The organism is Streptomyces europaeiscabiei (assembly GCF_036346855.1).
Classification (GTDB): Bacteria; Actinomycetota; Actinomycetes; order Streptomycetales; family Streptomycetaceae; genus Streptomyces; species Streptomyces europaeiscabiei.
Genome location: NZ_CP107841.1, coordinates 7,417,718 through 7,444,462 on the forward strand (window position 1 = coordinate 7,417,718; position 26,745 = coordinate 7,444,462).

The 26,745-nt window shown below is 71.3% G+C and carries 22 protein-coding genes; 15 read left to right on the top strand and 7 right to left on the bottom strand.

Translation table 11 applies throughout. The features are described from left to right. Positions 1 to 19: 19 nt before the first annotated feature. Positions 20 to 253 carry an Lrp/AsnC family transcriptional regulator gene (locus tag OG858_RS32570; protein WP_037695943.1) on the bottom strand — a complete coding sequence of 78 codons (234 nt, stop codon included), beginning with the start codon at positions 251 to 253 and terminating at the stop codon, positions 20 to 22. Positions 254 to 471: 218 nt separating this feature from the next. On the opposite strand from OG858_RS32570, the gene OG858_RS32575 reads away from it, so the two are divergent. Both OG858_RS32575 and thiD read left to right on the top strand, forming a co-directional pair. Continuing rightward, a complete protein-coding gene (locus tag OG858_RS32575) occupies positions 472 to 1,437 on the top strand; it encodes a thiamine-phosphate kinase (RefSeq protein WP_086749484.1) in 966 nt (321 codons plus the stop codon). Then, positions 1,434 to 2,267 (top strand): bifunctional hydroxymethylpyrimidine kinase/phosphomethylpyrimidine kinase, encoded by an 834-nt coding sequence (thiD, locus tag OG858_RS32580; RefSeq protein WP_319066673.1) that lies wholly within the window; start codon positions 1,434 to 1,436, stop codon positions 2,265 to 2,267. The genes OG858_RS32575 and thiD overlap by 4 nt, the downstream gene beginning before the upstream one ends. Before the next feature lie 256 nt (positions 2,268 to 2,523). Here the strand turns inward: thiD and rpmB are convergent, their stop codons facing one another. Further along, positions 2,524 to 2,709 (bottom strand): 50S ribosomal protein L28, encoded by a 186-nt coding sequence (rpmB, locus tag OG858_RS32585; protein WP_003993230.1) that lies wholly within the window; start codon positions 2,707 to 2,709, stop codon positions 2,524 to 2,526. A gap of 301 nt (positions 2,710 to 3,010) precedes the next feature. Here rpmB and OG858_RS32590 point away from each other — a divergent pair, with 301 nt between their 5' ends. After that, positions 3,011 to 4,696, top strand: a complete 1,686-nt coding sequence (locus OG858_RS32590) for a DAK2 domain-containing protein (protein ID WP_319266431.1) — start codon at positions 3,011 to 3,013, stop codon at positions 4,694 to 4,696. 159 nt (positions 4,697 to 4,855) lie between these two features. Here OG858_RS32590 and OG858_RS32595 read toward each other — a convergent pair whose 3' ends face one another. Together OG858_RS32595 and OG858_RS32600 are read right to left on the bottom strand one after the other, a co-directional pair. Beyond that, positions 4,856 to 7,780: a tetratricopeptide repeat protein gene (locus tag OG858_RS32595; protein WP_327724956.1), complete on the bottom strand. Its 2,925-nt coding sequence runs from the start codon at positions 7,778 to 7,780 to the stop codon at positions 4,856 to 4,858. 8 nt (positions 7,781 to 7,788) lie between these two features. Continuing rightward, positions 7,789 to 9,693 carry an HSP90 family protein gene (locus OG858_RS32600; RefSeq protein ID WP_327724957.1) on the bottom strand — a complete coding sequence of 635 codons (1,905 nt, stop codon included), beginning with the start codon at positions 9,691 to 9,693 and terminating at the stop codon, positions 7,789 to 7,791. 195 nt (positions 9,694 to 9,888) lie between these two features. Here OG858_RS32600 and recG point away from each other — a divergent pair, with 195 nt between their 5' ends. From recG to mutM, 8 genes are all read left to right on the top strand, one after another. Next, entirely contained in the window at positions 9,889 to 12,096 is a 2,208-nt protein-coding gene (gene recG, locus OG858_RS32605; RefSeq protein ID WP_327724958.1) for an ATP-dependent DNA helicase RecG, read from the top strand. Between the two features lie 164 nt (positions 12,097 to 12,260). Beyond that, positions 12,261 to 12,848 (top strand): 16S rRNA (guanine(966)-N(2))-methyltransferase RsmD, encoded by a 588-nt coding sequence (rsmD, locus tag OG858_RS32610; RefSeq protein WP_086751371.1) that lies wholly within the window; start codon positions 12,261 to 12,263, stop codon positions 12,846 to 12,848. A gap of 26 nt (positions 12,849 to 12,874) precedes the next feature. Continuing rightward, positions 12,875 to 13,354 (top strand): pantetheine-phosphate adenylyltransferase, encoded by a 480-nt coding sequence (gene coaD / locus OG858_RS32615; protein ID WP_037695960.1) that lies wholly within the window; start codon positions 12,875 to 12,877, stop codon positions 13,352 to 13,354. Positions 13,355 to 13,443: 89 nt separating this feature from the next. Next, the gene (locus OG858_RS32620; RefSeq protein WP_327726079.1) at positions 13,444 to 14,538 is read left to right on the top strand and encodes a cell division initiation protein; all 1,095 of its coding nucleotides are present in this window, start codon (positions 13,444 to 13,446) and stop codon (positions 14,536 to 14,538) included. Positions 14,539 to 14,692: 154 nt separating this feature from the next. Beyond that, entirely contained in the window at positions 14,693 to 15,346 is a 654-nt protein-coding gene (locus tag OG858_RS32625) for a YceD family protein (protein ID WP_327724959.1), read from the top strand. 2 nt (positions 15,347 to 15,348) lie between these two features. After that, positions 15,349 to 15,522 carry a 50S ribosomal protein L32 gene (gene rpmF / locus OG858_RS32630; RefSeq protein ID WP_007493396.1) on the top strand — a complete coding sequence of 58 codons (174 nt, stop codon included), beginning with the start codon at positions 15,349 to 15,351 and terminating at the stop codon, positions 15,520 to 15,522. Positions 15,523 to 15,541: 19 nt separating this feature from the next. Further along, entirely contained in the window at positions 15,542 to 16,387 is an 846-nt protein-coding gene (gene rnc / locus OG858_RS32635) for a ribonuclease III (protein ID WP_319266423.1), read from the top strand. A 240-nt stretch (positions 16,388 to 16,627) separates the two neighbouring features. Then, positions 16,628 to 17,488, top strand: a complete 861-nt coding sequence (mutM, locus tag OG858_RS32640; RefSeq protein WP_319066688.1) for a bifunctional DNA-formamidopyrimidine glycosylase/DNA-(apurinic or apyrimidinic site) lyase — start codon at positions 16,628 to 16,630, stop codon at positions 17,486 to 17,488. Here mutM and OG858_RS32645 read toward each other — a convergent pair. Both OG858_RS32645 and OG858_RS32650 read right to left on the bottom strand, forming a co-directional pair. Next, positions 17,461 to 17,901 carry a winged helix-turn-helix transcriptional regulator gene (locus OG858_RS32645; protein ID WP_086748230.1) on the bottom strand — a complete coding sequence of 147 codons (441 nt, stop codon included), beginning with the start codon at positions 17,899 to 17,901 and terminating at the stop codon, positions 17,461 to 17,463. The two genes, mutM and OG858_RS32645, sit on opposite strands and share 28 nt — an antisense overlap. Positions 17,902 to 17,980: 79 nt before the next feature. Further along, on the bottom strand, positions 17,981 to 18,955 hold the full coding sequence (locus OG858_RS32650) for a CAP domain-containing protein (RefSeq protein WP_319066689.1): 975 nt from the start codon (positions 18,953 to 18,955) through the stop codon (positions 17,981 to 17,983). Between the two features lie 189 nt (positions 18,956 to 19,144). Here OG858_RS32650 and OG858_RS32655 point away from each other — a divergent pair, with 189 nt between their 5' ends. The 4 genes from OG858_RS32655 (at position 19,145) to OG858_RS32670 (ending at position 25,528) form a co-directional block, all read left to right on the top strand. Beyond that, a complete protein-coding gene (locus OG858_RS32655; RefSeq protein ID WP_046704867.1) occupies positions 19,145 to 19,426 on the top strand; it encodes an acylphosphatase in 282 nt (93 codons plus the stop codon). A 402-nt stretch (positions 19,427 to 19,828) separates the two neighbouring features. Further along, the gene (locus OG858_RS32660; protein WP_005479841.1) at positions 19,829 to 20,029 is read left to right on the top strand and encodes a hypothetical protein; all 201 of its coding nucleotides are present in this window, start codon (positions 19,829 to 19,831) and stop codon (positions 20,027 to 20,029) included. Between the two features lie 224 nt (positions 20,030 to 20,253). Then, positions 20,254 to 23,874, top strand: coding sequence for a chromosome segregation protein SMC (gene smc / locus OG858_RS32665; RefSeq protein WP_328544194.1), 3,621 nt, complete (start codon positions 20,254 to 20,256; stop codon positions 23,872 to 23,874). Between the two features lie 235 nt (positions 23,875 to 24,109). Continuing rightward, complete coding sequence (locus OG858_RS32670) at positions 24,110 to 25,528, top strand: sugar porter family MFS transporter (protein WP_086748228.1); 1,419 nt, start codon at positions 24,110 to 24,112, stop codon at positions 25,526 to 25,528. Between the two features lie 147 nt (positions 25,529 to 25,675). Here the strand turns inward: OG858_RS32670 and OG858_RS32675 are convergent, their stop codons facing one another. After that, complete coding sequence (locus OG858_RS32675; protein WP_319066691.1) at positions 25,676 to 26,647, bottom strand: LLM class flavin-dependent oxidoreductase; 972 nt, start codon at positions 26,645 to 26,647, stop codon at positions 25,676 to 25,678. Between the last annotated feature and the right edge of the window lie 98 nt (positions 26,648 to 26,745).

Sequence of the window (26,745 nt, forward strand, 5' to 3'; positions counted from 1 at the left end):
GGCCAAGGGTAGACGGGGGCTACAGATGCACGACCGGGCAGGTCAGGGTGCGGGTGATCCCGTCCACTTGCTGGACCTTCGCGACCACCAGCCGGCCGAGGTCGTCGACGGTGTCGGCCTGGGCGCGCACGATGACGTCGTAGGGACCCGTCACGTCCTCGGCCTGGACGACCCCAGGGATCTTGCTGATTGCGTCGGCGACGGTCGACGCCTTGCCGACCTCGGTCTGGATCAGGATGTACGCCTGTACCACGGAACCTCCAGGGCGGCCACGAGGATCATGTGGGGAAAAGGAACGCCACGGTATCGCGTCGCCACGCGCCGCGGGGAGACCCGTGGAGGCCGCGCCGCGCACACCGGGGTGCGGGGACGACGGAAGTTGACGGTCCACTCGACCGTACCGAGGACGACAACGGCCCGCGACCGGGCACGCGTGACACTGGAAGCGGCACGAGAAGGGGCGATACGACGATGAAGGGCACCGTGGGAGAGCTGGGGGAGTTCGGGCTCATCAGGGAGTTGACCTCCCGGCTCACCACCACCCCGGCGGTCCGGGTCGGGCCCGGCGACGACGCCGCCGTGGTGGCGGCGCCGGACCGCAGGGTCGTGGCGAGCACCGACCTGCTCCTTGAGGGACGGCACTTCCGGCGCGACTGGTCCACGGCGTACGACGTCGGACGCAAGGCGGCCGCGCAGAACCTCGCGGACATCGCCGCCATGGGCGCCGTGCCCACCGCGCTGCTCCTCGGCCTGGTCGCGCCCGCCGAACTCCCGGTGACCTGGGCCACCGAGCTGATGGACGGCCTGCGCGACGAGTGCCAGGTCGCCGGTGCGGCCGTGGTGGGCGGTGACGTCGTCCGCGGCGACACCATCATGATCTCGATCACCGCTCTCGGCGATCTGCGCAACCACGAGCCCGTGACCAGGGGCGGTGCCCAGCCCGGCGACGTCGTGGCCGTCACCGGCTGGCTCGGCTGGTCCGCCGCCGGGCACGCGGTGCTCTCCCGCGGCTTCCGCTCGCCCCGCGCCTTCGTGGAGGCCCACCGGCGCCCCGAGCCGCCGTACCACGCGGGCCCCGCCGCCGCCTCCCTGGGCGCGACCGCGATGTGTGACGTGAGCGACGGGCTGATCGCGGACCTGGGCCACATCGCCGAGGCGAGCAAGTGCCGGATCGACATCCGCTCCGGCGCGATCGACATCCCCTCCCAGATGCACGACATCGGGCAGGCCGTCGGCGTCGACCCCCTCCAGTGGGTGCTCACCGGCGGAGAGGACCACGCGATCGTGGCGACCTTCCCGCCGGAGGTGAAGCTGCCCGCGCGGTGGAAGGTGATCGGCGAGGTCCTCAACCCCTCGGCGCTGCCCCAGGTGACCGTGGACGGGGCACCCTGGACCAGCAAGGGCGGCTGGGACCACTTCGCGGACATCGAGTCGTGAGCGCGTCCGGAGCCGCGGGGCCGGCGGGCGCCCCGGTGAGGGTGCTCACCGTGGCCGGGTCCGACTCCGGCGGCGGGGCCGGGATCCAGGCCGACCTGAAGACGATGCTCGCGCTCGGTGTGCACGGCATGAGCGTCGTCACGGCCGTCACCGCACAGAACTCCCTCGGTGTGCAGGGCGCTTGGGAACTGCCCGTCGAGGCCGTGCGCGCCCAGTACCGCAGTGTCGTCGACGACATCGGCGTCCAGGCGGTCAAGACAGGCATGCTCGCCTCCGCCGAACTCGTCGAGGCGGTCGCCGAGTTGCTGGCCGCCACGGACGCACCCGTCGTCGTCGACCCGGTCGGCGTCTCCAAGCACGGCGACCCGCTCCTGGCCGCCTCCGCGCTGGACTTTGTACGGACGCGACTGCTGCCGGTGGCGACCGTGGCGACTCCCAACCTCGACGAGGTCGCCCAACTCACCGGCATACGGGTCCGGTCGGAGGCCGGGATGCGCGAGGCGGCCGAGGCCCTGCTGGCGTACGGGCCCCGATGGGCGCTGATCAAGGGCGGGCATCTCTCGGGAGACGCCGTCGACCTGCTGACCGACGGTTCCGACGAGCACTGGTTGCGGGCCCCCAGGTACGACAACCGGCACACGCACGGCACTGGCTGCACCCTCGCCTCCGCGATCGCTTCGCACCTCGCGCTGGGACGGACCGTGCCGGAGGCCGTGGCGGCGGCCAAGGAGTACGTCACCGGGGCGATCGCCGCCGGGTTCGCGCTCGGTGGGGGGATCGGACCCGTGGCGCACGGGTGGGCCCTGACGCGTGGGACGCCGGCAGCTTGATGTTCGTGGCCGACTTCTCGGTGAGCCGGTCGGCGTGGATCTGCGCGGTCGCTTCGCAGTACAGCGTGATCGCGTCGCCGTACGGGTGGTGGGCCCCAGGACGTTCGGGGACGGCACGCACCTCCGGCCGGGGTGTGGGGCCGCCCTGGTCCGGCGCGACGAGATGGGGGCGGGCGGACATGGCAAAAAGCCGGCCCACCTTATGGTGGACCGGCTCTGAGCAGCGAACCAGCAGTGGCCGCGCGCTGGCTGAGCGTCAGCGCGAGACCTTGCCGGCCTTGATGCACGAGGTGCAGGCGTTCACGCGCTTCGGCGTCCCACCGACCACGGTACGTACGCGCTGGATGTTCGGGTTCCAGCGACGGGACGTACGGCGGTGCGAGTGCGAGATGTTGTTGCCGAAGCCCGGCCCCTTGCCGCAGACGTCGCAGTTGGCAGCCACGGGTCACTCCAAAGACTTCAGATGCGCTTACGGTTGATCCCGGCACGCCGGGATCACGATCCCATTGACTGGGATCTGAGTGGCGCTGCCGGGGGGAGAGTCCGACCCGGATCATCGATCCGAACCAGACAACCGGAGCAGCATACAACGACTGCGTCGGTGCAACGAAATTACCATGGCTGGTCCGGGCCTCGTCCCGGCCCCCTTACCGGCGGTCACCATCGCGGGTCTACGCTGCGTGCGACGTGTGGCGTCCCCTCTGGTCCCACGTCCAGCAGCCACGCAGCTCAAGGAGGCGCAGGTGCCGCAGGTGCCGCAGACATTCTTCGATGCTCTCGCGGTACGCACCTGGTGCGGACTCGCGCTGGCGGCGCTGGGACGCGCGCGTGAGGAGATCGACGCCATCAACGTGTACCCGGTGGCCGACGGCGACACCGGCACGAACCTGTACCTGACGATGGAGTCGGCCGCGGCGGCCGTGGAAGCGGTGTTCGCCGGCCACGAGGCCGCAGGCCCCGCGGCCGGCGCGGGCAAGCCCACGCTCGCCGAGGCGGCGCGGGCCATGGCGCACGGGGCCCTGATCGGGGCCCGGGGGAACTCCGGGACGATCCTCGCCCAACTTCTCCGGGGCATGGCCCAGGTCCTCTCCGGTGACGGTGAGGCGGCCCACACCGACGGCCAGGGCCTGCGGCTCGCCCTCCGGCACGCCGCCGACTCCGCCCGTGACGCCGTCGCCCACCCGGTCGAGGGCACCGTCCTCACGGTCGCCTCCGCGGCGGCCGACGCGGCCACCGGCACCGAGGGCGACTGCGCCACGGTCGCCCGAGCCGCCTACGAGGGCGCCGGTACGGCCCTGGCGGCGACCCCCGGGCAACTGGCCGCCCTGGCCCGCGCCGGCGTCGTGGACGCGGGTGGACGGGGCCTGGTGGCGGTGCTGGCGGCTCTGGTGGAGACCTTCACGGGGGACGCACCCAGGGCAGTGGCCGTTGCCGGGGGGCACGCGCGCGTGGCCGAGGTCGGGGAGGCCGCGGAGGTGTGCGCGGACGACCGGCCCGGCGCGGGCGGTCCCGCCTTCGAGGTGATCTACCTCCTGGAGGCGGAGGACTCGGCCGTGGCCCGTCTGCGGCGACGGCTGGACGCGCTCGGCGACTCGCTCGTGGTGGTCGGCGGGGACGGCCTGTGGAACGTCCATGTGCACGTCGACGATGCCGGGGCCGCCGTGGAGGCGGGCGTCGAGGCCGGGCGGCCGTACCGGATCCGGATCACACACTTCGGGGCCGAGGACGCCCACATGACCGGTGAGGCCGGGCGGCAGCCGCGCGAGCGCGCCCAGCGGGCCGTCGTGGCCGTCGTACCGGGGGAGGGGCTGGCCGGGCTGTACGCCGAGGCCGGCGCGACCACGGTCCTGGCCCGCCCCGGGGAGCCGCCCGCCAGCGGGGAGCTGGTCGAGGCCGTACGGCGTGCCCACGCGCGCGAGGTGGTGCTGCTGCCCAACGACGCGGACCTGCGCCACACGGCGGCCGCCGCCGCCGAGCAGGCCCGCGCCGAGGGCGTCCGGGTCGCCCTCATCCCCACCCGCTCGGCCGTTCAGGGCATCGCCGCCCTCGCCGTCCACGAGCCGGACCGCCGCTTCGACGAGGACGTCGTCTCGATGACCTCCGCCGCCGGCGCCACCCGCTACGCCGAGGTCGTCATCGCCGAGCGCCAGTCCTGGACCATGGCCGGCATCTGCCAGGCCGGCGACGTCCTCGGCCTCATCGACGGCGACGTCGCCGTCATCGGCTCCGACGTCACGCTGACCACGGCCTCGGTGGTCGACCGGATGCTGGCCGCAGGCGGCGAGATGGTCACCCTCGTCCTGGGCGACGAGGCCCCAGCGGACGTCGTGGACCACGTGGAGGCGCGAGTACGGGAACACCTGGCGGTGGACACGGTGGTGTACCGGGGCGGGCGGCAAGGGGCGTTGCTGCTGATCGGCGTGGAGTAGACCTTTTCTCGCCCTCGCCCCCGCGCCCTCGCCGCGGTTCCCCGCGCCCCTTTCCAGGGGCGCGGGGAACCGCGCGAACGGGGTCCGAGGCGGAGCCCCGAGGGATGGGACGGGTAGGGGCGGCGGGGGCGAAAGCCCCTGAGGCGCGCCCCACGCAGCTCAGCTCGGCGTACCGCTCTGAGCCGCCGCCAGCTCGGACAACCGCTCGGCCTCCGCCTGCCGCGCGACCGCCGTTCCGTCGTCCCGCCCGGCGAACGCGGACAACACGCTCCGCGCCCGATCCCCGGCGGCGACCGGCCGCCGGAGGTCGATCTCCAACCGGCCCGCGGCGAGTTCCGCGGCGGTCCGCGCGTCGAGGAAGTCCGGGCCGAGGGAGTCGTACACCGAGACCGCCCGCTCGACGAACCCGAGCGCCTCCTCGAAGACGGGCCCGAAGGCGGCGAGTTCCGCGTCCTCGGCCACGGAGCGGGCGAGCAGGTCGCCGAACTGCCCGCAGGTCTCGCCGAGTTCCGCGACGATCCGCCGCCGGTTCTCCTCACCGGTCACATCGGACAGGGCCGCCTCGCAGCCCTCCACGGCGTCACCCATCAACGCGCGGCCCTCATCCAGTCCCGAACCGTCCCGCGTCGCGTACCAGGCCCGCGCCCGCAGCGCCCGGACGTACCCGTGGACGTTCCCCAGCTCGCCCCAGAGGTCGACGGCACGCGCGTACGCCCGGTCGGCCTCCGCGGGCAGCCCCGCACGCGCGAGTGCTTCCGCGGCGAGATGGGCGAGCAGGGCGTGGTCGCGCTGGTCGGGCCAGCGCCGGGCGATGTCGGCGGCCCGCAGCCACCGTTCGGCGGCCTCGCGGTGCTCACCCAGCTCGGTGTGACAGTCGCCGAGCCACCACAGGGTCTGCGCGACGGCCCCGTCCCCGTGCGTCTCGGCGGTGAGATCCGGCAGCGCCGACTCCAGCACCTCGGCCGCCTCCGCCCACCGCCCCAGCCGCAGCAGGAACCCGCCGAGCAGATGCCGGGCCCAGGCGCCGAGCGTCGGACCCTCGCCCGCCTCGTCGGCCCAGTGCGCCGCCTCCAGGGCGTGCGCGGAGGCCGCCTCCACCCGCTCGTCGGCGCCGAGCAGTTCGGCCAGCTGGAGGTGCAGCTGGGCGTGGCCCACCGGCTCCAGATCCGACCCGCCGTGCTCCAGCGCGGCGCGGGCCGCCCGCTCGGCGGTCCCCAGGTCCCCGAGGTGCTGCGCGACCCCGGCGAGCCGCGCCTCGTACTGCACCGCGAACCACGGCAGCCCGGCCGTCACATACCGCTCCGCGGCCTCCGCGAACAGTTCGGCGGCGGTCGCCGCGTCCCCGCCGCGCGCGGCCAGCTCCCCGAACATCGCCCGCGCCTCCGCGGCCCGCGAGGCCAGCCGTACGTCCTCCGTGCGACGCGGCTCGACGAAATCCGCCAGCTCGCGCACAGCCTCCTCGGCGGGGGCAACCGCGTCCTCGTCCTCGGCCTCGTGCATCCGCTGCACGAGTATCCGAGCCCGGCCCACCAGCACGGACGCCGTCTGCCGCGCACCCGTCCCGCCGTCCGCCCACAGGGCGAGGATCCGTTCGTAGGGCTCGACGATCAGCTCAAGGGCCGCCTCGGGGTGGCCCGCCAGGGCATGGACGTTCGCCCCGCGCGCGCGTGCCGCCATTGCCTCGCCCGGGTCGCCGGCCGCCTCGTACAGCTCGGCCGCGCGTTCGAAGAGGGCGCGGCCCTCGGGCCCGAGGCCGATCGCCTCGTGATCGACGATCTCCGCGCGCTCCCAGGCGTCCAGCTCCGCGCCCTCGGCCTCGGCGGCCCGCGCCACGGCCGCCCAGGCGCCGACGGAACCGGGATGCAGCGACTCGGACAGCCGCCGCGCCTCGGCGAGGAGAGCGGGCAGGCCGTCCGGGGCGGCGGCCCCCGTCAGCTCCACGGCGGCCGGCGGCCGGGGCGCGGGCACCGCGGCGACGGTCCGTGCCGAACGCACCCCCAGCGGCAGCCGGTCCAGCAGCGGCGTCCGGTCCATCCGCTCCCGGACATGCGTGCCGACGTACGCCGTGCCGTTGCGCTCGTCGAAGAGTCCGGCCAGGGAAAGGGCCTCCTCGCGCGCGTGGGAGGCCAGTTCGCGGGCGGTCCAGGTACGCCCGGGGGGACCGGGGACCGTCTGATCGGCGAACCCACGTGCGGTGAGGCGGTCCATCAGCAGGGCCACCACACTCATGAAGTCCAGCTTGCTGCGCGGGTCCCCGGAGTCCGTGAAGTACGCCGGACGCTCGGCCAGCAGCTCCAGACCGCGGGCCTCGTTGCCGGTCAGGGCGCAGAACTCCACGTGGTCCGCGTACGCGCCCCGCATGCTCTCCATGGTCCGCACCAGCCGGAAACCGCGCAGATGGTGGGCCCGCGCCTCGTCGGGACGCCCCAGGCGCAGCAGCGGCACCAGGGAGGACGCCAGGACGGTGTGCGGCTCGTGGGCGCACGTGTACTCGCCCTCCAGCACCGGCGCCCACAGCTCCAGCGCCTCGGCGTCCTCGCGCCGCCGGGCCCGCCACCAGCCCTGCCCGTGCAGCTCGCACGCGGGACAGTCGGCCATCGTGTCCCGGTCGGCGGCCAGCCACGCCGCGTACGCCCGCTCGGCCCGCGCCAGGTCGCCGATGTGCGCGGCCACGCTCAACTCGGCGCTGCGCACGGCCCGTTCCGAGTGCCCGGCGACCCGGTAGCGGTGCTCCATCTCGCCGAGCCACTTCTCGATGGAGGCGAGCGGGACGTGCGGCTGGTTCAGCATGCCGGCCGACATCCACTTGAACACCCAGTGCAGGGAGTGGATCTCGTACTCGTCGAAGTCCTCGGGGCGCTCGTCCCACATGCGCAGCAGGCGCGCGAAGGGGACGAACATCTTGTCCTTCTCGGAGCTGTAGTTGTAGACCTTCAGCTGGTGTCCGAGCGCCTCGATCACGGCGAGCGGGACGTTCAGCTTCTCGGCCTGGGCGAGCAGCAGCTCCGCGCGCGCGTTGCGTGCGGGGCCCTCCGGCTGCTCGTAGTTCTCCGCCATGGCCCGGCGCAGCTCGTCGAAATCCATGACGTGACTCATCCGCGACCGCCCTCCCCGAAACCGGCGCCGGAGCCGGATCCGGAAGAACCCGGCCCGGACCCGGGTTCGGTGTGCGTGGCCCACTCCAGCAGGCCGATGAAGGCGCGGTTCAGGAGCGCCGAGTCGGCGGGCCTGAGCGGCCGCTGGGCCATCAGCAGGGCCTGCCCGTACAGGGACTCCGTGGCCGTGCCGATCAGCTCCCGGTCGGTCAGGGAACTGATCCTCCGGATCAGAGGGTTGAGGTGGTTGAGCACCAGCCGCGCGCGTGGGGCGCTGCTCCGCAGCGAGCCGAGGATGCCCGCCCACAGGTCGTCGGCGTGCTCCTCCGCCTCCGCGCGGGCCTGCTCGTGTCGGGAGGAGCGGTCGTCCAGGTGCAGCGCGGGCACCGAGAGCGGATGGAAGGCCCGCAGCACGACATCGCACCCCAGGGGGTCGAGCTTCGCCCGCGCGGCCGACAGGAAGCCCGCCAGCGCCAGCTCCTCGTCCGGGTCCGGCGTGTCCAGGTGCGCGGTCACGGTGTCGGCGTCAAGCTCGGCGACCACCGTCCCCGGACGCACCGACGGCAGCGCCTCGACCAGCTCGCTGTCGTACGTGTAGCCGCCGTTGACGACCCCCACGCCCTGCGCGGACGCGATGGGGGCGACCTGGCGGTACTCCTCGACCGTCCGCGTGAAGTGCACCACCGGGTGCCGCTGTGCGAACTCCTCCAGGGACAGCCGCCCGTCGGTCGTCTCGAAGGGGAGCCACGGCAGCATCGTGCGCAGCATCTCCGTGTCGTGCCGCGCCAGGGACTTCACGCCCAGGTAGTGCACCGACAGGAAGGCCGCCAGCCGCTCCGGATCACCGGCGGCGAGCCCGGTGAGCCAGCCGCGGATCCGCTCGCCCAGCGCCTCCCGTACGGCCGCCAGGGTCTCGTCCTCGTACAGCGACTCCCGCGACGCGGTGGGCCGCAGACTGTCCGTGTCGAGGACGCACCGCACGAAGAACGCCCAGTCGGGCAACAGCTGTTCGGCCCGCTCGGTGAGCAGCATGCCCTTCAGGTGCACCCGGTGGCTCGCCCGCTGGGCCGGGCTGACGGCGGCCGGCAGGACGTACGCCACGCCCCGGATCCCGGCCAGCGGCACGTCCAGCTCTATGGAGTCCAGCGGGGTGAACCCGAACAGGTCGTGACAGTGCCGGGCCAGGGCCACCCGCCGGGTGGCGGGGGAGGGGTACCCGCGGTCCCAGGGCGCCGGCAATTCGGTGACCGCCTCGTCGCCCACCCGCACGTCGTACGGCAGCAGCGACCCGAAGTCCCGCGCCAGTGTCAGCACGCGCGCGTGGGAGAGCCATTCCGCGGCCCCGGGCCGCGCGACCAGGTGCACGGTCGTGCCCGGCTCGGGGCGCGCCTCGTCGGGCAGGGTCCGCACGGTGTACGAGCCGTCGTCGGCCGCCGTCCACTCCACGGGCGGCGCGTCCGGTGTGCGGGCGCTGCGGCTGACCACACGGATCCGCTCGGCGACCACGAAACAGGCCAGCAGGCCGATACCGAACTGCCCGAGAAAGTCCGAGCGGACCTCCTGGATGCCACCGTCGTCGCGCTTCGAACTGCGCCCGATGGTGGCCAGCAGGTCGTGCACATCGGCCTCGGTGAGCCCGATGCCCGAGTCCTCCACCCGCAGCGCGCCGCCCTCGGCGAACAGCCGCACCCGGGCGGGAGCGTCGGGCTGCCCGGCGCGGCGCGCGGTGATCGCGTCCACGGCGTTCTGCAGCAGCTCCCGCAGATAGACCTTCGGACTGGAATAGAGGTGGTGCGAGAGCAGATCCACCAGGCCACGCAGATCGACCTGGAACGTATGAGGCGACTGTGGCGCCTGAGGAGTCTGGGGTGCCTGGGATGACTGTGAGGTCATTGAATCCATCGTCGCAGCGCCGGTGGGGTGGGAATCTGGCGACGGCGGCGGGGTCGGGCGGTCCCGCGAGACGGTGACCGCGGACGGGGGCGGTACGGACCCTGACACGGCTGGGCCCGGGAGTGCGTCATCCTAAGCGCGAACGACCCGTCTGACCAGCGGATTTCAAGGACCTATACGGGATTGTCAGTGCCGTGGTGTGCAATGGATCTCGTGCCCGCGCTCGAAGAACCGCTCAAGAACACGCTCGGCGCCGCCACCGCGAAGGTGATGGCCGAGCACCTCGGCCTGCACACCGTCGGGGACCTGCTGCACCACTATCCCCGCAGGTACGAGGAGCGGGGCCAGCTCACCCACCTCGCGGACCTGCCCATGGACGAGCACGTCACGGTGGTCGCCCAGGTCGCCGACGCCCGCCTGCACTCCTTCGCCTCCGCCAAGGCCCCCCGGGGCAAGGGCCAGCGCCTCGAAGTGACCATCACGGACGGCAGCGGCCGCCTCCAGCTCGTCTTCTTCGGCAACGGCGTGCACAAACCCCACAAGGACCTCCTCCCCGGCACCCGCGCGCTCTTCTCCGGCAAGGTCTCCGTCTTCAACCGCCGCCTCCAACTGGCCCACCCGGCCTACGAGCTGCTGCGCGGCGACGACGTGACGGAGACCGTCGACACCTGGGCCGGCGCCCTCATCCCGATCTACCCGGCCACCGCCAAGATGGAGTCCTGGAAGATCGCCAAGGCCGTCCAGACGGTCCTGCCGAGCGCGCAGGAGGCCGTGGACCCCCTGCCCGAGTCGCTGCGCGAGGGCCGAGGCCTGGTATCGCTGCCAGAAGCCCTCCTGAAGATCCACCGGCCCCACACCAAGGCGGACAGGGACAGCGCCCGCGACCGCCTCAAGTGGGACGAGGCCTTCGTCCTCCAGGTCGCCCTCGCCCGCCGCCGTCACGCCGACGCACAGCTTCCCGCCGTCGCCCGCCGTCCCGCCCCCGACGGCCTCCTCACCGCCTTCGACGCCCGCCTCCCCTTCACCCTCACCGAGGGTCAGCAGAAGGTCTCCAGGGAGATCTTCGACGACCTGGCCACCGAGCATCCGATGCACCGGCTGCTCCAGGGCGAAGTGGGTTCGGGCAAGACGATGGTGGCGCTGCGCGCCATGCTCGCCGTCGTCGACGCCGGTGGTCAGGCGGCCATGCTCGCGCCCACCGAGGTGCTCGCCCAGCAGCACCACCGGTCGGTCACCGAGATGATGGGCGAGCTGGCCGAGGGCGGGATGCTGGGCGGCACCGAGCACGCCACCAAGGTGGTGCTGCTCACCGGGTCGATGGGCGCCGCAGGCCGCCGACAGGCGCTCCTGGACCTGGTCACGGGCGAGGCCGGCATCGTCATCGGCACACACGCGCTGATCGAGGACAAGGTGCAGTTCCACGACCTGGGTCTGGTCGTCGTGGACGAGCAGCACCGCTTCGGCGTCGAGCAGCGCGACGCCCTGCGCGGTAAGGGCAAGCAGCCGCCCCACCTCCTCGTCATGACGGCCACCCCCATCCCGCGCACGGTCGCCATGACCGTCTTCGGCGACCTGGAGACCTCGGTCCTCGACCAGCTCCCCGCCGGCCGCTCACCCATCGCCAGCCATGTCGTCCCGGCCGCCGACAAGCCCCACTTCCTCGCCCGCACCTGGGAACGCGTCCGCGAGGAGGTGGAGAACGGCCACCAGGCGTACGTCGTCTGCCCTCGCATCGGGGACGAGGAGGACGACCCGAAGAAGTCGGGAAAGAAGTCCCCCGGGGACGAGGCCGAGAAGCGCCCGCCCCTCGCCGTCCTCGACATCGCCGCCCAGCTCGTCAGGGGCCCCCTCCAGGGCCTCGGGGTCGAGGTGCTGCACGGCCGTATGCACCCCGACGACAAGGACGCGGTCATGCGCCGCTTCGCCGCAGGCGAGACCCATGTCCTGGTCGCCACCACGGTCATCGAGGTCGGCGTGAACGTCCCGAACGCCACCGCCATGGTGATCATGGACGCCGACCGCTTCGGCGTCTCCCAGCTCCACCAGCTCCGCGGCCGCGTGGGCCGGGGCTCCGCCGCCGGCCTCTGCCTCCTGGTCACCGAGATGCCCGAGGCGAGCCCGGCCCGCCAGCGCCTGGGCGCCGTCGCCTCCACCCTCGACGGCTTCGAACTCTCCCGCATCGACCTCGAACAACGTCGCGAGGGTGACGTCCTCGGCCAGGCCCAGTCCGGCGCCCGCACCAGCCTCCGCATGCTCGCCGTCATCGAGGACGAGGAGATCATCGCGGAGGCCAGAGAGGAAGCGACGGCGGTGGTGGCCGCCGACCCGGACCTGGAGCGCCTGCCGGGCCTGAGGACAGCCCTGGACGCCCTCCTGGACGAGGAGAGGGAGCAGTACCTGGACAAGGGCTAGGGAGTACCGCTCGGCCGAGGGCCGAGGGCAGCCTCGCCGGCTTTTCGGGGCGCGGGGAACCACGCGAGGCCCCACGAACCAGCAGCCGTCCACGAGGCAGAAGCACCCCCCACCTCCGACTGCCAAACTGGACCCGTGACCACGCCCTCGAACAAGGACCCACGATGACCCGCGTGATCGCCGGCAAGGCCGGCGGACGTCGCCTCTCGGTACCCCCCGGCACCGGAACCCGCCCCACCTCCGACCGCGCACGCGAGGGCCTCTTCTCCACCTGGCAATCACTCCTCGGCGGCCCCCTGGACGGCGAACGGGTCCTCGACCTGTACGCCGGCTCGGGCGCGGTCGGCCTGGAGGCCCTCTCCCGAGGCGCCGCCCACACCCTCCTCGTGGAGGCCGACGCCCGCGCAGCCCGAACGATCCGGGACAACGTCGGATCGCTCGGCCTCCCCGGCGCCGAGGTGAGACCGGGCAAAGCGGAGCAGATCATCCAGGGCCCGGCGCCGGACGAACCGTACGACCTCGTCTTCCTCGACCCTCCGTACGCCGTCCCGGACGACGATCTTCGCGAGATCCTGCTCACACTCCGTACCGGGGGCTGGCTCGGAGACGAAGCCCTCGTCACCGTGGAGCGCAGCACCAGAGGCGGTGAGTTCGCCTGGCCGACCGGTTTCGAAGCCATCAGGGCCCGTCGCTACGGCGAGGGAACGTTTTGGTACGGTCGCGCCGCCTCTACGTGCGAAGACGCACGATGACCGGACCGGAGAGCGAGGGAGCCCAAGTGCGCCGTGCCGTCTGCCCCGGGTCGTTCGACCCCGTCACCAACGGACACCTCGACATCATTGGCCGCGCCTCCAAGTTGTACGACGAGGTCTATGTCGCGGTGATGATCAACAAGTCCAAGAAAGGCCTCTTCGAGGTCGAGGAGCGGATGGAGCTGATCCGCCAGGTCACCACCGAGTACGCGAACGTACGCGTGGAGGCCTTCCACGGCCTGCTCGTCGACTTCTGCAAGCAGCGCGACATCCCGGCGATCGTCAAGGGCCTGCGCGCGGTCAGCGACTTCGACTACGAGCTGCAGATGGCCCAGATGAACATCGGCCTGTCGGGCGTGGAGACCCTCTTCGTCCCCACCAACCCCACCTACAGCTTCCTGTCGTCCTCCCTGGTCAAGGAGGTCGCGACCTGGGGCGGCGACGTCTCCCACCTGGTGCCCCCGCTCGTCCTCGAAGCCCTCGGTGAGCGCCTGAAGCAGGACTGAGCGGACGCAGGTCCCCCGCTGGCCGTACAGTCGACCCGACCGTTTTCAACACAGTCGTAGAGAGTGGCGAGCACACGGTGGACCACACGGTGGACGTGCAGAAGAAGCTCGACGAGATCGTCTCGGTGGTCTCGGGCGCCCGATCCATGCCCATGTCGGCCTCGTGCGTGGTCAACCGCGCCGAGCTGCTCTCCCTGTTCGACGAACTGCGCGCGGCCCTGCCCGACTCCCTCGCCCAGGCACGGGAACTGATCGGCGACCGTGACCACATGGTCGAGCGGGCCCGCCTGGAGGCCGAGCGGATCATCGAGCACGCGCACGCCGAGCGCGGCTCCCTGATCTCCGACACCGAGGTCGCCCGCCGTTCCCAGAACGAGGCCGACCGCATCCTGGGCGAGGCCCGCCAGGAGGCCGAGGAGGTCCGCGCCGAGGCCGACGACTACGTCGACTCCAAGCTCGCCAACTTCGAGGTCGTCCTCACCAAGACCCTCGGTTCGGTGGGCCGCGGCCGCGAGAAGCTCCTCGGCACGGGCCCCGGCCTCGACGAGCAGGGCTACGAGGACGAGGACGCCCCCGAGCGCAGCCACGACCCCGAGACCCTGCGCCGCGACGCGGACGCCTACGTGGACGCCAAGCTCGGCGCCTTCGAGGCGGTCCTCGCCAAGACCCTGGAGGCCGTCGGGCGAGGCCGCCAGAAGCTCCACGGCCGCATCGCCACCGACGACCTCGGAGCCCTCTCCCTGACCGGCGACGGCACCTCCCAGCAGCTCACGAGCGACGCAGACTACCTGGCCGGGCTCGCCGACCTCTCCGACAACCCCGCCCAGCAGTCCCGGTCGGTGCCGGAGCAGCAGTCGTACGGCGGGCAGCAGGACGCGTACCAGGCGACGGCGTACCAGCAGGATCCGTACGGCGGCTATCAGCAGCAGTACGCCCAGCCTCAGCAGGCCGCCGACCCCTACGGCTACCAGCAGGCCGACCCGTACGCCGCCGGCTATCCGCAGCAGCCGGCGTACGACCCGAACCAGGGGCACCAGGACCATGGGCAGGACCACGCGCAGGACCACGTGCAGGACCAGCAGGGGTACGCGCAGCCGCAGGCGAACGTGCTCGACGAGACCAGCCTCTTCGACACGACCATGATCACGGCGGAGCAGTTGCGCCGCTACGAACAGGGCCGCTGACAGCGGATTGGGCCGAGAGCGAAAGGTCCAGTATCCTGGCTCTTCGGTCGTGCGTGCGTTCATGCTGTCCGCAACAGACGCCCGCGATCGAGCGCTGCCCGGAACACCAAGGGCTGCGCCCTCTTCCCACCAGTACCGAAGACCGAAAGCAGAAATGGCTCTGAACGCCCGCCTCGACCATCGCAACCCCCTCGTGTTCGACACGCACGAGCTGGGTCGGCGGCCCGGTGCGCAACAGCGCCTGACGCGTTCGATCGACGCTCCGCAGGACCTCGGGATCAAGGGGGTCGTCGGAGTGCCGGAAGGCGCCCCGATGGAGCTCGAACTCCGTCTGGAGTCGGTCATGGAAGGGGTGCTTGTCACAGGCGCCGCCCGTGCACAGGCCAAGGGGGAGTGCGTAAGGTGTCTGGAGCCGCTGGAGCTCGAACTCGAAGCGGACTTCCAGGAGATGTTCTCGTACCCCGACGCCGATGAGCGGGGCCGCGTGATCGCGGAGCCCGACACCGACGCCGAGGACGACGAGGACATGCTCTTCCTCGAGGACGGTTTGTTCGACCTCGAACCGGTGCTGCGTGATGCGGTGGTGCTCGCACTGCCGATGCAGCCGGTGTGCCAGGACGACTGCCCCGGCCTGTGCTCCCAGTGCGGAGTACGGCTGGCGGACGACCCGGACCACCACCACGACGCCGTCGACATCCGTTGGGCGGCACTGCAGGGACTCGCCGGTTCACTCGAAGATGGCGAGAAGGACGAGTTGAGCGGCGGCGCGCTTCCATCAGCGCACGTCGACGAGAAGCAGGAGAAGTAGCCGTGGCTGTTCCGAAGCGGAAGATGTCGCGCAGCAACACGCGCCACCGCCGGTCGCAGTGGAAGGCTGCGGTCCCCACCCTGGTTGCGTGCGAGCGCTGCCACGAGCCCAAGCTGCAGCACATCGCGTGCCCGTCTTGCGGCACCTACAACAAGCGCCAGGTCCTCGAGGTCTGAGCGGCTGGTGAGAGGCTCTATGTCTGACGCCAAGGCGGAGACCAACGCCAAGAAAAAGGCGGAGAACACAGCCTCGTCCCACACGCTTCTGGAAGGGCGGCTCGGCTACCGGCTCGAGTCCGCCCTTCTGGTGCGTGCACTGACCCACCGTTCGTACGCGTACGAGAACGGCGGTCTGCCCACCAACGAGCGCCTGGAGTTCCTCGGGGACTCCGTCCTCGGCCTCGTGGTCACGGACACGCTGTATCGCACCCACCCCGACCTGCCCGAAGGCCAACTGGCCAAGCTGCGGGCCGCGGTGGTCAATTCTCGTGCGCTGGCGGAGGTGGGCCGTGGGCTCGACCTCGGCTCCTTCATCCGGCTCGGCCGCGGTGAAGAGGGCACGGGTGGCCGGGACAAGGCATCCATCCTCGCCGACACCCTCGAAGCGGTGATCGGTGCGGTCTATCTCGACCAGGGGCTCGACTCGGCGGCGGAGCTGGTACACCGCCTGTTCGACCCGCTGATCGAGAAGTCTTCGAACCTCGGAGCCGGCCTGGACTGGAAGACCAGTCTCCAGGAGCTCACCGCGACCGAGGGGCTCGGCGTGCCCGAGTACCTGGTCACGGAGACCGGACCCGACCACGAGAAGACCTTCACAGCTGCCGCCCGCGTCGGAGGCGTCTCGTACGGCACCGGCACCGGCCGCAGCAAGAAGGAAGCGGAGCAGCAGGCGGCCGAGTCCGCCTGGCTCGCGATCCGCTCCGCGGCGGACGAGCGGGCGAAGGCGGCGGCTCAGGCCGCGGCTCTGCCCGAAGAATCCGCCGAGACTCCTTCGGACACCGCACCTTCGGACACCGCACCTTCGGACACCGCGTCTGCCTGATGGCGGGCGCCACCTGCCCGAGGCCGCCCCCGACCCCCGCTGAGGGATGAGGGGGCGGCTGCGGTCCGCGGGTGCGTGCAGGTCGTTCGTGGTTGCTCGCGCAGTTCCCCGCACCCCTGAAAAACCTGGGGGCGCCCCCTGATCTTTCAGGGCCGCGGGGAACTGCGCGACCAGCCAAGAAGCACCCGCAGCAGCCCCACGACATCACCCCCATCCCCCGCCCAACCTCCGGAGGACCCCGTGCCCGAACTCCCCGAGGTCGAGGTCGTACGGCGGGGTCTGGAGCGCTGGGTGGCCCACCGCACCGTCGCCGATGTCGACGTGCTGCACCCACGCGCGATCCGCCGGCACCTGGCCGGCCCCGAGGACTTCGCGCTCCGGTTGAAGGGCCACCGCATCGGGGAGCCCAGCCGGCGCGGCAAGTACCTGTGGCTGCCCGTGGAGGACACCGGCATCGCCGTCCTTGCCCACCTCGGCATGAGCGGCCAGCTGCTCGTGCAGCCGTACGACACGGCCGACGAGAAGCACCTCAGGATCCGCGTCCGCTTCGCGGACGACCTCCGCACCGAACTCCGCTTCGTCGACCAACGCACCTTCGGCGGACTGTCGTTGCACGACACCACCCCCGAGGGCCTGCCGGACGTCATCGCGCACATCGCCCGCGACCCTCTCGACCCGCTGTTCGACGCGGAGGCCTTCCACCAGGCGCTGCGACGGAAGCGGACGACCATCAAACGGGCCCTGCTCGACCAGTCGTTGATCAGCGGGGTGGGCAACATCTATGCCGACGAGGCGCTTTGGCGCTCGCGCATCCACTACGAGCGCCCCACCGCCGGTTTCACCCGCCCCCGCACCACCGAACTCCTGGGCCACGTACGGGACGTGATGAACGCGGCGCTCGCGGTGGGCGGCACGAGCTTCGACAGCCTCTACGTCAACGTGAACGGCGAGTCGGGGTACTTCGACCGGTCGCTGGACGCGTACGGCCGCGAGGGGCTGCCCTGCCGCCGCTGTGCCACGCCGATGCGCCGACGGCCCTGGATGAACCGGTCCAGCTACTTCTGCCCCACGTGTCAGCGGGCGCCGCGCGTCTCGTCGTAACGCTCGCGGGCCCGGAGCACGTCCTCCATGCGGTCCTCCACACAGGTGATGAGGGACAGCAGGCGCTCGGAGACCTCGCGGCCGAGCGGGGTGAGGGTGTAGTCGACGCGGGGCGGGTTGGTGGGCTGGGCCTCGCGGTGGACCAGGCCGTCCCGCTCCAGGGCGTGCAGGGTCTGGGAGAGCATCTTCTCGCTGACGCCGTCGACGCGACGACGCAACTCGTTGAAGCGGAGCGATCCCTCGTGCAGGGCACTCATCGTCAGCACGCCCCAGCGGCCCGTGACGTGTTCCAGGGTGCCCCGCGACGGACAGTTCCTGGCGAACACGTCGAAAGCGAGCTCGTCGAGGTCCAAGGCGTCCGCGCCCGCGGAGGCCTGCGCGGGCGTCACGGCGGTGTGCGCGGCTGTTTCCATGTCCCGAGGATACTCCGACGCAGCGCTAACCAGAAGGTTGCACTAACTCTTGGTTAGTGCAGGCTCTCTCGGGTGGTGTCTAGTAGCCGAAGTCCTGTGTCCACCACGGTCCGCCGTCGCCCAGGTGGACACCGACGCCGAGGGTCTTGAAGTCGCAGTTCAGGATGTTCGCCTTGTGGCCGGGGCTGTTCATCCAGGCCTCCATGACCGCCTCGGCGGTGGCCTGGCCGCGGGCGATGTTCTCGCCGCCCAGGCCGGTGATCCCGAGGGCCGCGGCTCGGTCCCACGGGTCCTCGCCGTCGGGGTTGGTGTGGTCGAAGAAGCTGCGGAGGGCCATGTCCTCGCTGAAGGTCTCGGCCAGCTTCGCCAGATCGCTGTCGGCCGCCACCGGGCTGCAGCCCGCCTTGGCCCGCTCCTCGTTGACCAGCAGGAGGACCGCGGCCTCGGCCTGGGTCTCCACGGAGATCTCCACCGGGGGAGTGGTCTTCTCCTTGTCCTTCTCCTTGGTGGGCTCGGCGGACGGCGTCCTGGCCTTCTCCGAGCCGGAGTCCTTGCCCGCCTTGTCGGAGGGCTTCTTCTCGGACGGCTTCTTCGAGGGGGACGGGCTGTTCGACGGCGAGGCCTCGCGCTCGGCGTCACGGCTGGTGGACTCGTCCTCGCGCTGTTCCTGCGCGGCGCCGTCCGTACCGCCCTGCTGGGTCGCCGCACCCGTCGGCTGGCCGACGGGAACCACCGTCTCGTTGCTGCTGCCCCCGCTGACCGCGTACTTGTCGCCACCCGGGAGCACCCCGGTGGCGACCGCGACGGTACCGAGGGCGACGGCGGCGGAGACGCCGAGCAGGCCGGTCTTCACGGGAGTCACGGTCCGCTTCTTACGGCGGCGCGAACCACCGCCGCGCGACGCGGCCTGGGCGTCGGCCTCCAGGACAGCGGCGAACCCGTACAGGTTCTCCGGGCCGTAGTGGGGCTCCTCGGGAGCGAAGCCCGTGTCGGTGACCCCGGCGCGCCCCCCCCTGGCGGCGCGGCCGGCGGCGGAGCGTCGGTGGCGTCCCATGTCTTGGCCTTCCTCGTCCTTGCGTGTCCTGCGGTCAACGTTGGAGATGTCGTCAACGTTGTGATCGTCGCCTTCACGAACCTCACACGAAGGGGTGAGTTTCATATGAGATTCATTGGGTGGGGACGGTACAGCATGGCGCCAGGGGAGGGAGAGACCCGAGGGACATTGGCCCGTTAGCGTGCAGCCATGAGTGAGGATGTACGGCTGGTCGTCTGGGTGCGTGGACGGGTGCAAGGGGTGGGTTTCCGCTGGTTCACCCGGGCTCGGGCGCTGGAGACCGGTGGACTGAGTGGTTTTGCTCTCAATTTGGCCGACGGACGGGTCCAGGTGGTCGCCGAGGGCCCCCGCGAGGCGTGCCAAGGGCTCCTGGAGTGGCTCCAGGGCGACGACACGCCCGGGCGCGTGGACGGCGTCACCGAGATCTGGGACACACCACGAGGAGGCTACGACGGCTTCGCCATCCGCTGACGCCCTTCGGTGAAGCCGGCTGGGCGAGAGTGGAGGGGCACGCCACCGTCATATGCCAGGAGCATGCACAAACCAGAAATGTGCAGGTGATTGCCAAGACGGGTTTGTCATGGCACGCTCCGAAGAAAGGATGATCCCCTCGCTCCGCCGGCCAGGAGAGGTCCCGGAAGTGCCGCAGCGTCGCCCCCTCAGGGCTGCGCGGCAGTGGGGTGCCCGCCGATGCGGGGCGTGATCGTGTTGACCGTCAAACTTTTTGGTGAGACGCTAAAAGCAACCCCGCGCACCTTAGCTGTTTGGCATGGAGAACGGCAGTAAAACTCAACAGTGCCAAGCATCGCGGGTGCGATTCCCTCACGACCCACACCGCTTCGGTCGGTCACTCAGTGTGGAGGACCATCCATCATGGCAAAGGCGCTTCTCGGTTACGTCGGCGGCTCCGACCCGCGACTCCTCGCCGAGATGCGACGGCTCCAGCAGCGTGTCCAGGACCTGGAATCCGAACTCGGACGAATCCAGGCGGAGAACGACGCGCTGACGGCTGCCGCTTCTCACGACTCGCTCATGGAGCTCGACGCACGCCAGGCGGAGCCTGCGCTCACCTGATCACTGCATCGCACCACGACAGACAGCAGTGGTTGGGCTGCTCGTATCAGCCGCTACGTTGTCAGATCTGCAAGGGACGCCTTCTCTAGAGGCGTCCCTTCTTTCTTTCCCCCCGAACTCCCGAGTTCCCCCACACTCTTCAACGTCTGATGTGCCCTGCACGTTCATGTGCGAAACCGCGCGTTCATGGAGTGGGACAAGGCCGGAAGGTAGAGTCCGGCGGCGTGCACCTCAAGGCCCTGACCCTCCGCGGGTTCAAATCGTTCGCCTCGGCGACCACGCTCCGCTTCGAGCCGGGCATCACGTGCGTCGTCGGACCGAACGGCTCGGGCAAGTCCAACGTCGTGGACGCGCTCAGCTGGGTCATGGGCGAACAGGGCGCGAAGTCGCTGCGCGGCGGCAAGATGGAGGACGTCATCTTCGCCGGCACCACCGGGCGCCCCCCGCTCGGCCGCGCCGAGGTGTCCCTGACCATCGACAACTCCGACGGGGCCCTCCCCATCGAGTACTCCGAGGTCACGATCACGCGGATCATGTTCCGCAACGGTGGCAGCGAGTACCAGATCAACGGCGACACCTGCCGCCTCCTCGACATCCAGGACCTGCTCTCCGACTCCGGCATCGGCCGTGAGATGCACGTGATCGTCGGCCAGGGCCGGCTCGACTCCGTCCTGCACGCCGACCCCATGGGCCGCCGCGCCTTCATCGAGGAGGCCGCCGGCGTCCTCAAGCACCGCAAGCGCAAGGAGAAGGCGCTGCGGAAACTGGACGCCATGCAGGCCAACCTGGCCCGCGTCCAGGACCTCACCGACGAACTCCGCCGCCAGCTCAAGCCGCTGGGCCGCCAGGCCGCCGTCGCCCGCCGGGCCGCCGTCATCCAGGCGGATCTGCGGGACGCACGGCTGAGGCTGCTGGCCGACGATCTCGTGCGACTCCACGCGGCGCTTCGCACCGAGGTCGCAGACGAGGCCGCGCTGAAGCAGCGCAAGGACGCCGCCGAGGCCGAACTGAGGAAGGCGCTCCAACGGGAGGCGCTCCTTGAGGGCGAGGTACGACGGCTGGCTCCGCGCCTCCGGCGGGCCCAGGAGACCTGGTACGAGCTGTCGCAGCTCGCCGAACGGGTGCGCGGCACGATCTCCTTGGCCGACGCCCGGATCAAGAGCGCCACCTCCGCGCCCCCCGAGGAGCGGCGCGGCCGTGACCCGGAGGACATGGAGCGCGAGGCTGCCCGCATCCGCGAACAGGAGGCCGAGCTCGAAGCTGCCCTGGAGGCGGCCGAGCACGCACTGGAGGACACGGTCGAGCACCGCGCCGAGCTGGAGCGCGAACTGACCGTCGAGGAACGCCGGCTGAAGGATGTCGCCCGCTCCATCGCCGACCGCCGCGAGAGCCTCGCCCGGCTGAACGGCCAGGTCAACGCCGCCCGCTCCCGCGCGGCCTCCGCCCAGGCCGAGATCGACCGTCTCGCAGCCGCCCGCGACGAGGCTCAGGAACGCGCGGTCACCGCCCACGAGGAGTACGAGGCGCTGAAGGCCGAGGTCGACGGCCTCGACGCCGACGACACCGAACTGGCCGAGCGGCACGACGCCGCGAAGCGCGCCCTGGCCGAGGCCGAGTCCACTCTCACCGCCGCCCGCGACGCCACCACCACCGCCGAACGCCGCCGCGCCGCCACTCAGGCCCGCCACGAAGCCCTCGCGCTGGGCCTGCGCCGCAAGGACGGCACGGGGGCGTTGCTCACCGCGAAGGACCGGCTCGGTGGGGTCCTGGGTCCGGCCGCCGAACTCCTGACGGTCGCCCCGGGCCACGAGGTCGCCCTGGCCGCCGCCTTCGGCGCGGCGGCGGACGCCATCGCCGTGACCACGCCCGCCTCGGCCGCCGAGGCCATCCGGCTGCTCCGGAAACAGGACGCGGGCCGGGCGGCACTGCTGCTGGCGGGGGCGCCGGAGGACGCCACATCCGCGCTCGACAGGGGCGTGGGGAACCGCGTGCCCGGCCACGACGAACCCGCAGCCGAGCGGCGGCCGCTGCACACGCCCCCTGCCGGGCGACTCGCAGCCGACCTCGTCCGCGGCCCGTCGGACCTCATGCCGGCCGTACGCCGCCTGCTGCACCGCGTCGTCGTGGTCGACACCCTCGAAGACGCCGAGGACCTCGTCTACGCGCGCCCCGATCTCACCGCCGTCACCGCCGAAGGCGACCTGCTCGGGGCGCACTTCGCGCACGGCGGATCCGCCGGGGCGCCGAGTCTGCTGGAGGTGCAGGCCTCCGTCGACGAGGCGGCGGCCGAGCTGGCGGAACTGGCCGTACGGTGTGAGGAGCTGGCCGAGGCCCAGTACAGCGCGGTCGAGTCGCGGCGCGAACGGGCCGGCCTCGTGGAGGAGCTGGGGGAGCGGCGCCGGGCCGCCGAGCGGGAGAAGTCCGCGGTCGCCCAGCAGCTCGGTCGGCTGGCCGGGCAGGCGAGGGGCGCCGCGGGGGAGGCCGAGCGGTCCACGGCCGCCGCCGCACGCGCTCAGGAGGCGCTGGACAAGGCGGTACAGGAGGCCGAGGAGCTGGCCGAACGGCTTGCGGTGGCCGAGGAGATGCCCGTCGAGGAGGAGCCGGACACCTCCGTACGCGATCGGCTCGCGGCGGACGGGGCCAACGCGCGCCAGACCGAGATGGAGGCCCGGCTTCAGGTGCGGACGCACGAGGAGCGGGTCAAGGGGCTCGCGGGGCGCGCGGACTCGCTCGACCGGGCCGCGCGCGCCGAGCGCGAGGCGCGGGCGCGGGCCGAGCAGCGCAGGGCGCGGCTGCGGCACGAGGCGGCCGTGGCGGAGGCCGTCGCGTCCGGTGCCCGACAGCTGCTCCGCCACGTCGAGGTCTCCCTCGCCCGCGCGGAGAAGGAACGCACCGCCGCCGACGCCGCCAAGGCACGCAGGGAGCAGGAGCTTGCGCAGGCCCGTGGCGAGGGGCGCGACCTCAAGGCCGAGCTGGACAAGCTGACCGACTCCGTACACCGGGGCGAGGTGCTCGGCGCCGAGAAGCGGATGCGGATCGAGCAGTTGGAGAGCAAGGCGCTGGAGGAGCTGGGCGTCGAGCCGGAAGGGCTGATCACGGAGTACGGGCCCGACCAGCTCGTACCGCCGTCGCCTCCTGCCGACGGGGAGGAGCTGCCGGAGGACCCGGAACACCCCCGCAATCAGCCGAAGACGTTCCACCGTGCCGAGCAGGAGAAGCGGCTCAGGGCGGCCGAGCGGGCGTACCAGCAGCTCGGCAAGGTCAATCCGCTGGCGCTGGAGGAGTTCGCGGCCCTGGAGGAGCGGCACAAGTTCCTCAGTGAGCAGCTGGAGGACCTGAAGAAGACCCGCGCCGATCTGCTCCAGGTGGTGAAGGAGGTCGACGAACGGGTCGAGCAGGTGTTCGCCGAGGCCTTCTGGGACACCGCACGGGAGTTCGATGGTGTCTTCGGTCGGCTCTTTCCCGGAGGTGAGGGGCGGCTGATCCTCACCGACCCGGACAACATGCTGACCACCGGCGTCGACGTCGAGGCCCGGCCGCCGGGCAAGAAGGTCAAGCGGCTGTCACTGCTCTCCGGTGGTGAGCGGTCGCTGACCGCCGTCGCCATGCTCGTGTCGATCTTCAAGGCGCGGCCCAGCCCGTTCTATGTGATGGACGAGGTCGAGGCGGCGCTCGACGACACCAACCTGCAGCGGCTGATCCGGATCATGCAGGAGCTGCAGGAGGTGTCGCAGCTCATCGTGATCACCCATCAGAAGCGGACGATGGAAGTCGCCGACGCGTTGTACGGCGTGTCGATGCAGGGTGACGGCGTGTCGAAGGTCATCAGTCAGAGGCTGCGTTAGTCGCTTCCGGGTGCGGGTAGGCGGGGCTGGTCGCACAGTTCCCACGCCCCGGGTCTGCAGTCCTGCCATTTCTTCAAGAATTGAACGCAATGTGACGAACCTCGTCTCCGGGCAACGAAGTACCCCCTCTTGACTGCAAAACTTGAAGGCATAGTCTCTGGAATGTTGCTTTTGCCTTCAAGTTAAAGGTTCCCCCCACGTCGGCAACGTTGCCGGTGGTCCGAGGAGTACAGACGTGACCAGCAGTGCGCAGGCACCCAGGACGCGAGTGCGGGTCCCCCAGCCCGACCATCTCTCGCACGTGATCTTCATCGCGGCGGCGGCCGCGATGGGCGGTTTCCTCTTCGGCTACGACAGCGCCGTGATCAACGGCGCCGTCGAAGCCATCCGGCACCGCTACGACATCGGCTCCACGGCGCTGGCGCAGGTCATCGCCGTCGCGCTGATCGGCTGCGCCGTCGGCGCGGCCACGGCCGGCCGGATAGCCGACCGCATCGGCCGCATCCGGTGCATGCAGATCGCGGCCGCCCTCTTCACGGTCAGCGCCGTCGGCTCGGCGCTCCCCTTCGCGCTGTACGACCTCGCCTTCTGGCGGATCGTCGGCGGCTTCGCCATCGGCATGGCGTCCGTCATCGGCCCCGCCTACATCGCCGAGGTCGCCCCGCCCGCGTACCGGGGACGGCTCGGTTCGTTCCAGCAGGCCGCGATCGTCGTCGGCATCGCCATCTCCCAGCTGGTCAACTGGGGCATCCTGAACGCTGCCGGCGGAGACCAGCGCGGTGAGCTGCTCGGCCTGGAGGCCTGGCAGATCATGCTCGGCGTCATGGTCGTCCCGGCCGTGCTGTACGGCCTGCTCTCCTTCGCGATCCCCGAGTCCCCGCGCTTCCTGATCTCCGTCGGCAAGGACGAGCGCGCCCGCGAGGTGCTCGCCGAGGTCGAGGGCAAGGACGTCGACCTGGACGCCAGGGTCGCCGAGATCGAGTCGGCCATGCACAGCGAGCACAAGTCGACCTTCAAGGACCTGCTCGGCGGCGGTTTCCTCTTCAAGCCGATCGTCTGGATCGGCATCGGCCTGTCGGTCTTCCAGCAGTTCGTCGGCATCAACGTCGCCTTCTACTACTCCGCGACGCTGTGGCAGTCCGTCGGTGTCGACCCGGCCGAGTCGTTCTTCTACTCCTTCACGACCTCGATCATCAACATCGTCGGCACCGTCATCGCGATGATCTTCGTGGACCGCATCGGCCGCAAGCCGCTCGCTCTCATCGGCTCCGTCGGCATGGTCGTCGGCCTCGCCCTGGAGGCCTGGGCCTTCTCCTTCGACCTCGTCGACGGCAAGCTCCCCGCCACACAGGGCTGGGTCGCGCTGATCGCCGCCCACGTCTTCGTCCTCTTCTTCGCCCTTTCCTGGGGAGTCGTCGTCTGGGTCATGCTCGGTGAGATGTTCCCGAACAGGATCCGTGCCGCCGCCCTGGGCGTGGCCGCGTCCGCGCAGTGGATCGCCAACTGGGCCATCACCGCGAGCTTCCCGTCCCTGGCCGACTGGAACCTCTCGGTGACCTACATGATCTACACGGTCTTCGCGGCGCTCTCCATCCCCTTCGTCCTGAGGTTCGTGAAGGAGACGAAGGGCAAGACGCTGGAGGAGATGGGCTGAGCCGTCGGCCGTGCACCTCCCAGGGTCCGAGGATCCGAGAAGGGGGGCGAGAGTCCCCGTTGCCGCCATCCCCGTACCCCTCAGCCGTCCCGGCCCGTCCTCCGAGCGGGCCGGGACGGCGGTTCACCGGAGTGCGAGGCGGGACGGTCAGCCGTCGAGGCGCGGCAGCACCCGCTCGGCGAACAGACGGAGCCCACGCCACCCCTCCTCGACCGGCATCCCGCCGGCCAGTGGATGCAGGACGTAGTTGTCCAGGCCCAGAGCCACGCACTCGTCCGGGGTGACGATCCGGTACACGCCTTCCGCGCGCAACTCCCCGACCGTCGACGCCCCCGACCGCACGGCCGACCGGATGCCGGCCGACTGCCAGGAGGCGTACGTCCGCGCCTCGTGCAGGAAGTGCCCGCCGTACTCGGCCCACGCCCGGTCCGGATCCTCCGCCACGTGCAGCAACGGGGTCTCGGCGGCGGGCATCATCGTCCACCCCTCGGTGCCGTACTCGACGAGCCGCTCCTTGTAGTACGCCTCCAGCTCCGGCAGATGTGCGCTCGGGAAGAAGGGGAGCCCGAGGCGGGCCGCCCGGCGGGCCGCGGCCTTCGAGGAGCCGCCGACCAGCAGCAGCGGATGCGGTTCGGTGCCCGGACGCGGGGTGACCCGGACCGTGCGCCCCCGGTAGGCGAACGGCTCACCGGTCCATGCCCGGAGCAGCGTCTCCAACACCTCGTCCTGGAGCCTTCCACGGCTCTTCCAGTCGACGTCGAACTGCGCGTACTCCTCCGGCCGGTACCCGATCCCGGCGACGGTCACCAGCCGTCCGCCGCTCACCAGATCCAGTACGGCGATGTCCTCGGCCAGCCGCAGCGGGTCGTGCAGCGGCCCGATCATCGCCGACACCGTGACCGCGATGCGCCGGGTGGCCCCGAACACCGCCCCCGCGAAGACGAACGGCGACGGCAGCCAGTTGTTCTCGACGCCGTGGTGCTCCTCCGTCTGCACGGTACTGATGCCCCGCTCATCGGCGTACGCGGCCATCTCGACGGCGGCCCGGTAGCGGGTCCGGAGCGAGGCGGGAGTGGCGCCGGGCTCTACCAGGTTGAAACGGACGACCGTGACGGGCATGGGGACCCCCTTCGGGCGGCTGTGGAGGGGGACGTTAGCTGACGATGTGTCAGGTTTCTAGAGGGGAGGGAGTGTGCGGCGACCCACTGCCTGGGCCG